The organism is Halocatena marina (assembly GCF_023276375.1).
Taxonomy (GTDB): Archaea; Halobacteriota; Halobacteria; order Halobacteriales; family Haloarculaceae; genus Halocatena; species Halocatena marina.
In genome coordinates, this window is record NZ_JALLPK010000001.1 from 2,959,326 (window position 1) to 2,971,978 (window position 12,653).

The 12,653-nt window shown below is 56.2% G+C and carries 12 protein-coding genes; 8 read left to right on the forward strand and 4 right to left on the reverse strand.

Annotated elements, in window-relative coordinates; translation table 11 throughout:
- Positions 1-66 precede the first annotated feature (66 nt).
- Positions 67-819 carry a VOC family protein gene (locus MW898_RS13875; RefSeq protein WP_248908246.1) on the forward strand — a complete coding sequence of 251 codons (753 nt, stop codon included), beginning with the start codon at positions 67-69 and terminating at the stop codon, positions 817-819.
- On the opposite strand, the gene MW898_RS13880 is transcribed toward MW898_RS13875, so the two are convergent.
- Both MW898_RS13880 and trmB read right to left on the reverse strand, forming a co-directional pair.
- The gene (locus tag MW898_RS13880) at positions 816-2,039 is read right to left on the reverse strand and encodes an HAD family hydrolase (RefSeq protein WP_248908248.1); all 1,224 of its coding nucleotides are present in this window, start codon (positions 2,037-2,039) and stop codon (positions 816-818) included. The two genes, MW898_RS13875 and MW898_RS13880, sit on opposite strands and share 4 nt — an antisense overlap.
- A gap of 87 nt (positions 2,040-2,126) precedes the next feature.
- Positions 2,127-3,173: an HTH-type sugar sensing transcriptional regulator TrmB gene (gene trmB, locus MW898_RS13885; protein ID WP_248908249.1), complete on the reverse strand. Its 1,047-nt coding sequence runs from the start codon at positions 3,171-3,173 to the stop codon at positions 2,127-2,129.
- 274 nt (positions 3,174-3,447) lie between these two features.
- Here trmB and MW898_RS13890 point away from each other — a divergent pair, with 274 nt between their 5' ends.
- The 6 genes from MW898_RS13890 (at position 3,448) to MW898_RS13915 (ending at position 9,476) form a co-directional block, all read left to right on the forward strand.
- On the forward strand, positions 3,448-4,407 hold the full coding sequence (locus tag MW898_RS13890) for a sugar kinase (RefSeq protein WP_248908250.1): 960 nt from the start codon (positions 3,448-3,450) through the stop codon (positions 4,405-4,407).
- A 282-nt stretch (positions 4,408-4,689) separates the two neighbouring features.
- Positions 4,690-5,955, forward strand: a complete 1,266-nt coding sequence (tuf, locus tag MW898_RS13895; RefSeq protein WP_248908251.1) for a translation elongation factor EF-1 subunit alpha — start codon at positions 4,690-4,692, stop codon at positions 5,953-5,955.
- A gap of 310 nt (positions 5,956-6,265) precedes the next feature.
- Positions 6,266-6,655, forward strand: coding sequence for a hypothetical protein (locus MW898_RS13900; RefSeq protein WP_248908252.1), 390 nt, complete (start codon positions 6,266-6,268; stop codon positions 6,653-6,655).
- A 115-nt stretch (positions 6,656-6,770) separates the two neighbouring features.
- Positions 6,771-7,856, forward strand: coding sequence for a glycosyltransferase family 4 protein (locus tag MW898_RS13905; protein WP_248908254.1), 1,086 nt, complete (start codon positions 6,771-6,773; stop codon positions 7,854-7,856).
- Between the two features lie 26 nt (positions 7,857-7,882).
- Entirely contained in the window at positions 7,883-8,977 is a 1,095-nt protein-coding gene (locus tag MW898_RS13910) for a glycosyltransferase (protein ID WP_248908257.1), read from the forward strand.
- Positions 8,949-9,476, forward strand: coding sequence for a DUF7528 family protein (locus MW898_RS13915; RefSeq protein ID WP_248908259.1), 528 nt, complete (start codon positions 8,949-8,951; stop codon positions 9,474-9,476). Before MW898_RS13910 ends, MW898_RS13915 begins: the two co-directional genes overlap by 29 nt.
- An 81-nt stretch (positions 9,477-9,557) precedes the next feature.
- Here the strand turns inward: MW898_RS13915 and MW898_RS13920 are convergent, their stop codons facing one another.
- Both MW898_RS13920 and MW898_RS13925 read right to left on the reverse strand, forming a co-directional pair.
- Positions 9,558-10,592 (reverse strand): phosphate signaling complex PhoU family protein, encoded by a 1,035-nt coding sequence (locus MW898_RS13920; RefSeq protein ID WP_248908261.1) that lies wholly within the window; start codon positions 10,590-10,592, stop codon positions 9,558-9,560.
- A gap of 109 nt (positions 10,593-10,701) precedes the next feature.
- The gene (locus MW898_RS13925; protein ID WP_248908266.1) at positions 10,702-11,826 is read right to left on the reverse strand and encodes an ATP-NAD kinase family protein; all 1,125 of its coding nucleotides are present in this window, start codon (positions 11,824-11,826) and stop codon (positions 10,702-10,704) included.
- A 357-nt stretch (positions 11,827-12,183) separates the two neighbouring features.
- Here MW898_RS13925 and MW898_RS13930 point away from each other — a divergent pair, with 357 nt between their 5' ends.
- A complete protein-coding gene (locus tag MW898_RS13930; RefSeq protein ID WP_248908267.1) occupies positions 12,184-12,651 on the forward strand; it encodes a nucleotidyltransferase domain-containing protein in 468 nt (155 codons plus the stop codon).
- Positions 12,652-12,653: the final 2 nt, after the last annotated feature.

Genomic DNA, 12,653 nt, shown 5'->3' on the forward strand with positions numbered 1-12,653 from the left:
TATTCATCGAGTCGTTCCCTGTGCTGCCGAGCAATCTTTTTACCTTCTCCACTAGTGCCAACTGGTATGAACGCCGTACTCGATCACGTGATGATGCGCGTTGAGGATTTGGAAGCCGCCCTCGATTGGTATCAGACCCACTTCGACTACGAGGAGACGGGTCGGTGGGAGGCTGATACGTTCACCAACGTGTTTCTCGCTCCCGAGGATCGACACGAGGACAGCGCGCAGTTGGAACTGACGTACAACCACGACGGGCGCTCGTACGAGATGGGTGATGCGTGGGGACACATCGCTGTACGCGTCGACGACGTGTACGATGCCTACGAGGAGTTGATGGATGCTGGTGTCGAGGACTACCGCGATCCCGACTCCTGTGGTGGGCGGTACGCCTTCGTGAAAGATCCCGACGGCCACGAGATCGAGATCGTCCAACGCGACCACGGTGCACGCTGGAGTCTCGATCACACGATGGTCCGCGTTGAAGACGCTGACGCTACAATTGGGTGGTACGCCCGCAAGCTGGAGTACGATCTGGTCCGTCGCTCCGAGATGGACGACTTCGCGCTGTACTTCATGAAACCTGATGCGGCCGAGGAAGCGATGTCGATGGAGCTGACATACAACTACGACGGACGTTCATACGAGATAGGCGACGCGTGGGGACACGTCGCGGTCCGCACAGACGACCTCGATGAAGCATGGGACACACTCATGGACCGTCGCGCCGAGGACTACCGTGACCCCGAGAGCTGCGACAACCGCTATGCGTTCACGAAAACGAACGACGGACACGAAATAGAGGTCGTCAAACGCTAATTCAGTCCCGCGAGCCGATCGAGAGCGTACATGATCCGAAGCATCGAGGCGCTTCCGTCGCGGCCAAACACGAGTTCGTCGGTGTTCAAAACGTGCTCTGAAACGACCCGCGAGGCGTGTTCTGGCGCGGCAGCGATCCCACAATCGTTTGCTTCGACCCACTCCATGACCCGGAGATCGCTCTTTGAATCACCCATCACGAGCGCAAATGGATCGTCGATACCGAGCACGTCGAAGGCTGTCTGTACCCCGGCAACTTTATCGAGCTCTAAGCTTCCCATCTCCGCCGCATCGCCTTTGTAGTAGGCGATATCGATGCGCTCGAAGATGGACTCGATCACCGTTGGAATCTCTTCGAGATCAGTCTCAGGCACTCCTCCGTGCCGTTCGAGCACGCCGCAGATCTCAGGGTCGGCGTCAGCGTAGTACGCACGCGCCATGTCGCTGTCAGCACCGTCAATCGCTCCGGCAAGCAGATCGATCAGGTGACACAGCGCGTCGTCGATGATCTCGACAGCGTTGTCGCTCCCGGTCTGGAAATTCGGCTTGAGCGTGATATTGAACTCATTCCCCTGAAGATGACAACCACGCGTGATCGGTTCGGCTGCCTCAGAAAGCACGCGCGATCGAACGTCATCGAAGATAGCCCGTATCTCGCTGTCGAGGTCGTCGTAGAGGAGGGTCTTGGTTGATTCACCGTAGCCGGGAGTGAATACACCGTTGCCGGCCTCGTAGACGATACTCAGCGTCCCCGAATGGACCAGCTCGTTACCCAACCCTTGCGTTATGAACCCCTTGACGTTCTCTAGGGTCTGACCAGTGCAGATAACGATCGGTATCCCTTCCTCGTGTAAGCACGTCAGAAGATACAGCGTTTCACGAGGGATTTCGTTGTCCGTCCGTCCCGCCGAACGAAGCGTTTCATCAACATCGAGAACGAGGACGTTCACCGCCCGACCATATTTGGTGTTGAGATCGAGAGCCGTAAACGCCTCATCACGGGAAGCGTGGGCAGCGATGTCGGCAAACGTCTCCCCAGCCGGAAACGCCCGTCGGATGTCAGCGCGTCGCTGATCAAGTTCGTCACTGGTCTCCTGCCAGAGTTCAAGCGCAACGCGCGAGCCAAGTGCCGGAAAGAGACCGACAACCGTCTGGTACTCACGGAGCGTTTCGGCATCGAACTCGTCGTACAATCTGTAGAGACTGTTGTATCGATTCATGGTAGGTATTCACATCAGTGCGTGGTAAGTCCACCTCACCCCCACATTCACACGTACATTCACGTTCACGTTTACGTTCATACTCACTCACCCGAACGGTGTCGTATCGATGTGGATTTCGTGGGCTTCGATATCTTCGAGTGCGGCGACGCGGCCGCCGACGGTGACCGATCCGGTGTCGGTGTCGATGGTGAGCGTAGCGACCTCACCAGTCGGTTCCACTGCAACGTTTGTGATGCGACCAGTGACGTCCCGGTCGTCACCAGTTTCGACATCACGTCCTTTGACTTTCACGTAAAACTCTCTGTCCAATTCACGGATATCCTTCAGGCAACGACGGATAGACGCGTATCGTCGGGGGAACGGACGGTCGTGGCCGTCCGTTGCGAGTGGGGTGGCTGTCGTCCACAGCACCGTATTGAAGAATCCGGAGACGAGAAAGCCGAGTGCAGAGCGATTGAAGATGACTCCATAATGTTCTGTATCGCTCGTGAGTGCGTCCTGTGTTGCATACACCGACCGTGTCCCGTCTGCGACGGCCATCACTGGCGTCGTGATACCGCGCCGCGCCCGTACGATCGTCGAGATGTTCGTGTAATCGTACTCTTCCGGGGAAGGTGCCGCAGAAGCGGGCGTCACGAGCAACTCAACGGCGGTTCCGGCGTCACACACCGCCGCCAACTGCTCCTCAAAGCGGGAAAGCAGTTCCGGTGTGAGCGAGAGCACGAGTTCGTATTCTGCACTGTCGATGACGGCCTCGAAGTACCGGAGAATACTTGGTCTCGATTTGACAAGGGAGACAGCCTCCGTTTCCCGGGAAGGGGTCGTATACCGATCGGCTAGCCCCGTGATCATCTCATCGAGCGATGATTGAATCTGTGGGAATATCCCCTCGGGATCGAGTGCGACGACTCGCATCGGGCGAGATTCACGAAGCTCAACGACGCCCCGATCGCTCAGTTTCCGCACTGTATCGTAGACGCGCGGTTGTGGAATGGACGTACGGTCTGCGATCTCACTCGCCGTCAGCTCACCGTGATCAAGCACAGCGAGATACGCTTCGATCTCATACTCACCGAAATCGAACCGGTCTCCAACTTGCTCCATCTGACGCCGAAGATCGTCCGTATTCATTATGAAAGGATTTCAGACCAGCAGATAAAATATTTACTGAGTTCCGAAGTAATCTATCAGTTAATCGAGAGTCGATAGCAGAAGCGACGATTCAACCGTCCTACCCACCGATTATACAGCCAACAGCATCACTCTGTCGGTCGCTGATTAACAGAGACAGGTGGGTTTAAACGGCAGCTCACATCCACACGGTGCTCCCACAACAGAACCAGCAAACAAAAATGTTTACTGTGACATGAGTAGTAGAACTGGAACGAAGTGAATCACGAGACCGATGAACGATGAGATAGACGTGCTTACGATCGGGGAGACGATGGTGCTGTTGAACCCACACGAGTCGGGTCCAATGCGCCACGTCGTCGACTTTCGAAAACGGATTGGCGGGGCAGAGAGCAATATGGCGGTCGGTCTCGCACGCTTGGATCACGACGCAGCGTGGATAAGCCGTCTCGGTTCGGATCCACACGGTCAGTACGTACGGGATACGATTCGCGGTGCGGGGGTCGATACACAGTACGTCACGTTCGACGCCGAAGCACCCACAGGACTGATGTTCAAGGAACGCCGCGAACTCGCAGAGAGTCGCGTCTACTACTATCGGGACGACTCCGCAGCGAGTCGAATGGCTCCCGACGATCTCCCCGATGAAGCCCTCGCTAACGCACGCTATCTCCACCTGACGGGGATTACTCCCGCGCTGAGCGAATCCTGTCGAGAGCTGGTCTTTGATGCGACGCGACGAGCACAAGAGCACGGCGTCACCGTCTCGCTCGACCCGAATCTCAGGTTCAAGCTCTGGGACGAGACGATGATGCGCGAGACGCTCCTTTCACTCGTCGAAGAGTGCGACGTCGTTCTCCCTGGTATCGAAGAGGGTGCGGTGCTGCTCGGGACGGACGATCCCGAACGCATCGCAACGGAGTTTCGGGCCCTCGGTGCGGACGAAGTTGTCGTGAAGCTCGGGGCTGACGGTGCGTTCGTCGCGAGTGATGCCGTCGCAGAAACCGTTACTGGCTACGAGGTCGAGCGCGTCGTCGATCCCGTTGGCGCGGGCGATGGGTTCGCTGCCGGATATCTCTCCGGACGGCTTGAGGGACTCGATCCCGTTCGTGCGACCGACCGAGCGAACGCGGTGGGTGCGCTTGCAACGACCGTCACGGGAGATATCGAAGGCCTCCCCACGCGCTCTGAGCTAGCGCAGTTTACAGGTGACCAAGACGAACAAATCCGATAACAACAGATCATTGTCTGTCCGTTTGGCCGTCAAATCGATTCGGCGAACGCAACTCTGACGTCCGTATCTCCGTGAACGACCGCAGCGACCAGCTCGTGATCATCCATACTGGCACAGTCGACGTCTGAGCTGTTGTTTCGGTCCGATGTACACTAACAGAGAATAGATACGGCTGGTATCCACCATTTACGACGTAGTCCTGCCAGCACAACATCTTTAGCCATTAGTTACCTATTGACACGATTGTACAGGCAACCGAACGATACTGCGACAAAGACACCCATGGCAGACAAACCGCACCAAAACCTAGCGATTATCGGTCACGTCGATCACGGGAAAAGTACGCTCGTCGGTCGATTGCTGTTCGAGACGGGGAGCGTCCCCGAGCACGTCATCGAGCAGTATCGTGAAGAAGCAGAAGAGAAGGGCAAAGGCGGCTTCGAGTTCGCCTACGTGATGGATAATCTCGCCGAAGAACGCGAGCGCGGGCTCACGATTGACATCGCCCACCAAGAGTTCGACACGGACGAGTATTATTTCACGATCGTGGACACGCCGGGTCACCGCGACTTCGTGAAGAACATGATCACCGGCGCGAGCCAAGCCGACAACGCTGTGCTCGTCGTCGCGGCTGATGACGGCGTCCAGCCTCAGACACAAGAGCACGTCTTCCTCTCGCGAACCCTCGGCATCGGCGAACTCATCATCGCCGTCAACAAAATGGACCTCGTCGATTACGACGAGGATCGATTCGAAGAAGTGAGAGACGAAGTGGAACAGCTCCTCGGACGGGTTCGGTTCTCTGCTGCAGATACGAGTTTCATTCCGATCTCGGCGTTCGAGGGCGACAACATTTCGGACCGCTCGGACGAGACCTCGTGGTACGATGGACCGACGCTGTTGGATGCACTCAACGACCTGCCGGAGGTCGAGCCACCGACCGACGCGCCGCTGCGCGTCCCCATCCAAGACGTCTACACCATCTCAGGCATCGGCACTGTCCCCGTCGGACGCGTCGAAACTGGTGTCCTCGAAGTCAACACCACGGTTTCATTCCAGCCAAGTGACGCTGCAGGCGAGGTCAAGTCGGTCGAAATGCACCACGAAGAGGTGCCACGGGCTAATCCGGGCGACAACGTTGGATTCAACGTCCGCGGCATCGGCAAGGACGACATCCGTCGCGGTGACGTCTGTGGCCCAGCTGAGGAGCCACCGACGGTCGCCGAAACCTTCCAAGCGCAGGTCGTCGTGATGCAGCACCCGAGCGTCATCACCGCCGGCTACACCCCTGTCTTCCACGCACACACCGCACAGGTCGCGTGTACCATCGAATCGATCGATACCAAACTCGACCCCGCAAGCGGTGATGTCAAAGAAGAAAATCCCGACTTCATCAAAAGCGGCGACGCTGCTGTCGTCACCATCCGTCCGCAGAAACCGCTCTCGATCGAACCATCCTCGGAAATCCCCGAACTCGGGAGCTTCGCCATCCGCGACATGGGCCAGACCATCGCCGCCGGCAAAGTCCTCAGTGTCACAGAAAAATAAGTGTGAATTACCACCCGTAATACGATATGGTTTGGTACAACAGATACTGTCGGTCAGTGGCTATGCCAGCTCTGACGCGATGCGTTTTTGAAGGTCAGTCGTCACTACTTCGTTCAATCATGGGGTTATGATTCTGCATTTGGAAAATAAACGATGAGTAACAGAACTATAGTGTATCCGAACTGACCGAGGGTTTACCGTCTACAAAGGCGTATCTTTGTCTGCGTGATTCGAATGATGTTAACAATCAAACACGACCGTGAAACGCTCACAGGACAGACCACGGGACATCGACAGGGAGGACTGTGAGATGACAGCTGATATCGTAATCGCGCAGATGGGTGGGTCGTTCATCAACGCTCTCTTCGTGTTTGTCGTCAGCCTGCTCATTGGTGCTGTCGGAATCTACGCTGGGGCACGGCTGCTGATCGACCGAGACACTGGTTTCAGACGAGCGATCGTGACAGCGTTCGTCGGAGCGATCATCTGGGCGTTGGTTGCTCTCTTTGTCGGATGGATCCCCATCATCGGACCGCTCCTCACGCTCGTTGTGTGGATTGGCTTCATCAACTGGCAGTATCCCGGCGGTTGGGGGACCGCTGTAGGGATCGGATTCGTCGCGTGGATCGTCACGTTCGCCATCCTCTATGTACTCAGTCTGCTCGGTTTCGTCGGATTGGGTGCTATCGGCGTCCCGTAATCAAATCAGCAAGGGAACAATCGTAGTACGAGAATTCGGTCAACGATCGAGTGGTGTTCGTTGATCGCTCTCCGAGTCGATAGCCATTTTTATTCGGGATCGCGTTCCTGCGGACGTGCGCGTTCTCAACCACCTCGAACTCGAATCTCATCTCGATCGGAGCGGTATCGGAACGTCTGTCAGCCATCAGCGCGCGGCACTCGCTAAGACGGACGTTTCGGTCTGTACGTCCCTGTGGAACGGTGAGACGCCCGTTCGGGCGATCGAAAACGCGCTCGGAGGCAGACTCGATACTAGTCAGCCCAGCCACAGTAATGGTGATCTTTTCGCTTCGATCGACCTCGCACACTGTAACATGATTGGGCCCTCATCGGTTGCTATTGCTCAGTATGCCCATCGTCAAGACATTCCGCTGATTCTCCACGCACACGTCACTCGTGAGGACTTCGCCGAGAGCTTTCGTGGATCGAGCGCCGTCGGGAAGCCCCTCGAACGGTATCTTCGGTGGTTCTACTCGCAAGCAGATCTCGTGCTCTGTCCGAGCCAATACACAAAACAAGTCCTCGAATCCTATCCGATCGATGCACCGATTCGGCCGATCACGAACGGAATCGATATCGACTCACTCTCCGGGTTCGAATCCCTCCGTGAGGAGTACCGGACACGATTCGATCTCGACGGAACGGTTGTATTCGCTGTCGGAAGCGTTTTCGAACGCAAGGGACTGACGACGTTCTGTGAGCTCGCACAAGCAACGGACTACGAATTCGCGTGGTTCGGGACGTACGACACCGGACCACAGGCCTCCTCAACCGTCCGACGGTGGACGAAGCATCCACCAGAGAACGTAACGTTCACCGGTTGGATCGACGATAAACGCGGCGCGTTCGCTGCCGGCGATATCTACTTATTTCCGTCGAAAGTAGAGAATCAGGGACTCGTTGTTCTCGAAGCGATGGCGTGTGGGAAAGCCGTCATCCTTCGAGACATCCCGGTCTTCGAGGAGTACTACACGCATGGCGAGGATTGCCTCATGTGCGCGACGATGGACGAATTCGAGGACGCACTCGCAGAACTCGCATCGAACCCAGAGCTCCGCGAGCGACTGGGCGAGAACGCTCGCGAGACAGCTGCCACCCACAGCCTCGACCGAGTGGCGGACAAGCTGGTAGATGCGTACCAGAAAGTCACAACCGTTTAACCATCCCCACGTTTCAAAACGATCAGATGCGCTCGACGGTCGCTGCGTTCACGGACACATATCTCCCAACGGTTAACGGAGTGACATATACAGTCAAGACGTGGCGGGACCGCTGGGAGTCCCGGGGGGGACGGATGGATATTGTCTATCCCCGGAGTGAGCATACACCTGCAGCGGGTGAATATCCCGTCACGAGTGCTCCATTTCCCTTCTACAACGGATTTCGAATCGGATTCCCGCGAATTCCCGACGCCGTCAGCGATGTCGACATCGTTCACGCACACACTCCATTCGGGCTTGGTGTTGGCGGTCTCCGGTTGGCGAACAAGAAGACAGAAAAACCACTCGTCGTATCCTACCACACACCGACTGAGGAGTATGCTGCATATCTCACCGAACGGTCAATAGCGAGGTATGTCGTCCACGTATCGACGGCCTACGAAAATTGGTATCTCAACCACGCCGATCACATCATCACACCGAGCGAAAACACGCGCGACCGACTCACAGACCGCGTCAATCCACCGATCTCGGTCGTTCCAAACGGAATCGACGTCGAACGATTCACACCGACCGACACCGACGAGTTCCGCGATCGGTTTGACCTTCCCGACGGTCCGCTCGTCGGCTACACTGGCCGTCACGGCTACGAAAAGCGGTTGTGTGACATCCTCGATGCGACGGCAGGACTGGACGTGACGGTCGTCTTCGCGGGTGACGGCCCAGCGCGTTCGAGGCTCGAAGCACGCGCAGAGACGACGAACGTTGACGTTCAGTTCCTCGGATTTCTCGACCGCGAAGATCTTCCAGCCTTTTATTCCGTGCTCGATGTGTTCGCGTTCCCGAGTCCCGTCGAAACGCAAGGTCTCGTCGCGCTCGAAGCGAATGCCTGCGGAACGCCCGTTGTTGGTGTCGAGCAAGGAGCACTGGCCGATACGATCATCGATGGGCAGACCGGGTATCACTTCCCTCCATGTGACATCGACGAATTCCGGACGGCCATTTTGCGCGCCCTCGAAAAGCGCAAATCACTCAGCTCCTCTTGTCTCGACCGTCGTGGGGATATCAGCGTCGAACAGTCGGTCGATCAGCTTGAAGCGGTCTACGAACGCGTCGTGTAAGAAAACGGCGCACTCCAATCATGAGGGCGAGTGTTTTTATTCTCTTCCTCCAAAGGAAGGGCCATGGCCCGGAGTTCATCCGCTCCTGATCGCGTTCTCGGATCCCCGTGCAAAGCGTACGGAAGACGTCGTTGTACTGCGGATCGCTGGTGAGCGCTACGCACTCTCGCTCGACGTTGCTCGTAGCTTACACGTCGATCTTCACGACGCACTGACCGAACGACAGTCGTTTGTCCACACGGCCAGTGTCCGACACGTCGATGGGCGGTACGTAATCGAACGCCGACGAGCCGCCTCAAGCGGTAATCAAATCGCGTTCGATTCTCTCGAAGCTGTGCAGGACTGCTTCGACGATCTGCCAGACACGTTCGGTGCGGCTGACGTCGAGTATGAGGGAATCACTGGCTCTCGACGACACTTGCTCGTTCGTCACTTCGCCGAATCAGCCGAGTTCACGTGCGAACTGATCTGTGAAAATCCGCTACGAGCGAAAAAATAACAACGACAATCCAACAGTAGCGGAGACGAACCAACAATCGTCCGAGCAGTGACCACGGAATCATCACCCGGCGGTGGATATTCACTTGATAGTGGTGTACTCAGATTCCTCGTTGAGTGCGAGATTCGTTGCGATTTCTGCGTTTCGAACGGCATACTGTGCAGTTTGTTGGAGGCTCACGAGCACCTCCCGCATCCGAAGAAGATCGCGGTTGGGCATCTCGTCGATGTCGTTGAGGATTTCCTTTTCGCGGTCTTTGATTTCAGTGAAGAGCCGTCTAACATCGAGAGCCATCTCGTAATCGCGGTTGACGGCACACAGGACACCTTTCTCAGTGATTTCGTTCACCTGATCGGTGTATTCACGGATACGCCGCATCGTCGTAGTATCCACTTCGAGCATGTGACCCTCGGCATCAAGTGCGATTTCGGCGATATCTTCTGCGTTGTCCGCGGTTAGTTCGAGATTTTTCGCGATCGATCGATACCCGATGAGCGCGAAGCCGTCGTCGAGTTCGAGCGCTTGCGTCAGATTCGGATTCTGGTAAGCGGTGAAAATGAGACGGAGCAGAAGGACGAAAATCTTGTTTGCTTGTCGCTCGCGGTTCAGTGCCCGCTGTGCGAGATCGGGATTTCCGTGAGCAAGTGACCTGATGGCTTCGTCGCGCATGGTTCGGCCAGTCGATTCGAGCCGTTCGATCAGGTCGGCAAGGGTGAAGTCCTCTGGATCGACTGAACAACGAATCGTGATACGCTCTGGCGTTTCCTCAATGACGCCAAGCCCCATGAGCTGCGTTTCGGCGTTGTAGACGGCGTTGATCGTCTCACTCTCCAATGTTTCGTTCTCTTCGGTCTCGACTTGGATGATCCGGCGACCAAGAACATACTGTGCAAGAATAGCACGTTCGACAGCGTCTGCAGCGAGATTCTCCGAGTGGATAATAGCCTCCGATTCTTCCTGCTGGACGGATTCGGGCATCACCGCCAGCATTCCTTTTCCACCCATGCGCAGAGAGACTTCATCGCCCTTATTGACGTCGTACTCCTTTGCCCATTCTGCGGGCAACGTCATCGCTAATGTGGACGGTCCCAAGCGCTGGACCTTTCGCGTCTCCATATCGTACATCCTCTCTCCACGACCTTAAGGATGTCTCAATGTCAGAGAATACCTCATAGAGTTTTATACTAAAGGAAGGTACATATTCATATATATTACCGATACTAATTCACACGATTCGAAGAAGTCGGTGTTCGAACCGACCAACACGAACCTTCTGCCAGCCGCGTAGCGAGCTTTCGAGATCAGGGTCGTCGATATCGACGCGAAGCTCGCCAATCTCGTCGAGCTTTGCGTTCGAGGCGACAACGACAAGCTCGGATTGGCGAAGCACCGCAGGGGACAGCTGCTGGTTACCGCGTCCAAAAATAAAGCCTTGACCACCGATCGGCGAAACGACGACGACGTTCCGATCACCCAGCGCGGCGAGAATGTCCGACTCGCTTCCATCCCACACGAGTATCTCACCAGCAGGAGATCCTACTCCCTCATCGGAGTCCGATGTTGGTGACACATCTGAATCAGTGCGCCATACGTCGACTCCCAGCGGTGAGCCTTCGAATCCGAGTTGCTGTTTGATCGCTCCGAGTGTACTGCCCGGACCGAGGACGTACGTCGTCCCCGGTTCCACATCGCTTGCAAACCCTGCAGCGAGGGTCTCGACGCTTCCACCACTGAGCTGTTTGTTCGATTGGACTGCTTCGGCAACAGGGACGTTCACGACTGCTTTGAGTTCAGACTGAACCGATCCCTCGCGGTATGCCGCTTCGTCGATGTCGTTCACCTCGCGTCGTTCGGTGCGTTCGTAGGTCGCGGCGATCCGTCCTGCCGCACGAGGTGTTACCGCAAACACCGACGAATAGATCTTCACACCAGCAGGCACCCCGAGTATCGGGGTGTCGCGCTCTGCTCGGGAGATCGTCTCTGCGACGTCGGCTGCCGTACCGTCGCCACCGACAAACACCACGAGATCGACATCGTGTTCGAGAAACGCCTCGACGGCTCTCTGTGTGTCTTCGGCAGTCGTCTCTGCTGGTGTCTCGTGGACGACGGTCGGAGCTGAATCGAAATCGGCACTGCGGACTTCGTCTTCACCCATGATGCCCCCAACAGTCACAATGTGGACGTCGGATGCGTGTGTCGAGAGCGATTCGAGGGCTGCTCGGGCCCGATGGGGCGCTCGTGGTTCGGCACCCCGCGAGCGAGCTTCTTCGACGCTATCGTCGGTTCCTTTCAATCCGACGCGCCCACCCATACCCGCAATCGGATTCACGACGACACCGATTTTTCTCACACACTCACGTACTATCGGACGAATGAAAAGCGATCCGAACCAGACCGCTTTATGCTCCCGACGACGAACCCCTGAACATGTACGTCCTACTTCAGACAATGGCCCAGCCAGAGCTCGTCAATATTGCAGGCTACATCCTCTTTTTCGGTGGCCTCGCACTGATCGCCGTTTGGGTATCGCACCTTACGCAGTAGCACTAGCCACACACGCAGAGTGACGCAATAGAGGCCCTGCCTCGGTGATGTTCTTGTTGGATGTCGCAGAACACAGTAGTGGCGTGGGCTTTTGAGAGATGTATAACAGAACAGCAATCGGAATAGACTCGAAAAGAACCATACCATATCATACCATACAGAGATGGCACGTCTCGATTCCCACCACCTCGACGCTGTCCGGTTGCTCTACACGACACTCAAGGGAACGTCAGTGAGTTGGGCACTGACTGGAAGCACGAGCCTTGCGTTACAGGACCTGCCACTTGCTCCCAACGACATTGACGTTCAAACAACTGGAGAGGGAGCGTACTCGATCGAAGAACAATTCACGGAATGTATGGTTGAGCCAGTATCGTTCGTATCATCGGAGCAGATTCGGTCTCACTTTGGAAAGCTCGTATTGGAAGACACGCTCGTTGAAATCATGGGAGCTGTCCAGAAGCGCCGTGAGGATGGAACGTGGACATCACCAGTTGCTATCGCCGAACACCGCGACATCATCTCGGTCGAAGGGATGCAAATACCAGTATTATCACTCCAATACGAGGCACAGGCGTATGATCAACTAGGACGAAACGAACGCGCCGATGTCATTAGAAAACACCGTTGACA

What these genes read in the sequence shown, in the direction of transcription:
- MW898_RS13875 (WP_248908246.1), top strand. Translation starts at nt 67, where the DNA reads ATGAACGCCGTACTCGATCACGTGATGATGCGCGTTGAGGATTTGGAA.
- MW898_RS13880 (WP_248908248.1), bottom strand. Translation starts at nt 2,039, where the DNA reads ATGAATCGATACAACAGTCTCTACAGATTGTACGACGAGTTCGATGCC.
- trmB (WP_248908249.1), bottom strand. Translation starts at nt 3,173, where the DNA reads ATGAATACGGACGATCTTCGGCGTCAGATGGAGCAAGTTGGAGACCGG.
- MW898_RS13890 (WP_248908250.1), top strand. Translation starts at nt 3,448, where the DNA reads ATGAACGATGAGATAGACGTGCTTACGATCGGGGAGACGATGGTGCTG.
- tuf (WP_248908251.1), top strand. Translation starts at nt 4,690, where the DNA reads ATGGCAGACAAACCGCACCAAAACCTAGCGATTATCGGTCACGTCGAT.
- MW898_RS13900 (WP_248908252.1), top strand. Translation starts at nt 6,266, where the DNA reads ATGACAGCTGATATCGTAATCGCGCAGATGGGTGGGTCGTTCATCAAC.
- MW898_RS13910 (WP_248908257.1), top strand. Translation starts at nt 7,883, where the DNA reads ATGCGCTCGACGGTCGCTGCGTTCACGGACACATATCTCCCAACGGTT.
- MW898_RS13920 (WP_248908261.1), bottom strand. Translation starts at nt 10,592, where the DNA reads ATGGAGACGCGAAAGGTCCAGCGCTTGGGACCGTCCACATTAGCGATG.
- MW898_RS13930 (WP_248908267.1), top strand. Translation starts at nt 12,184, where the DNA reads ATGGCACGTCTCGATTCCCACCACCTCGACGCTGTCCGGTTGCTCTAC.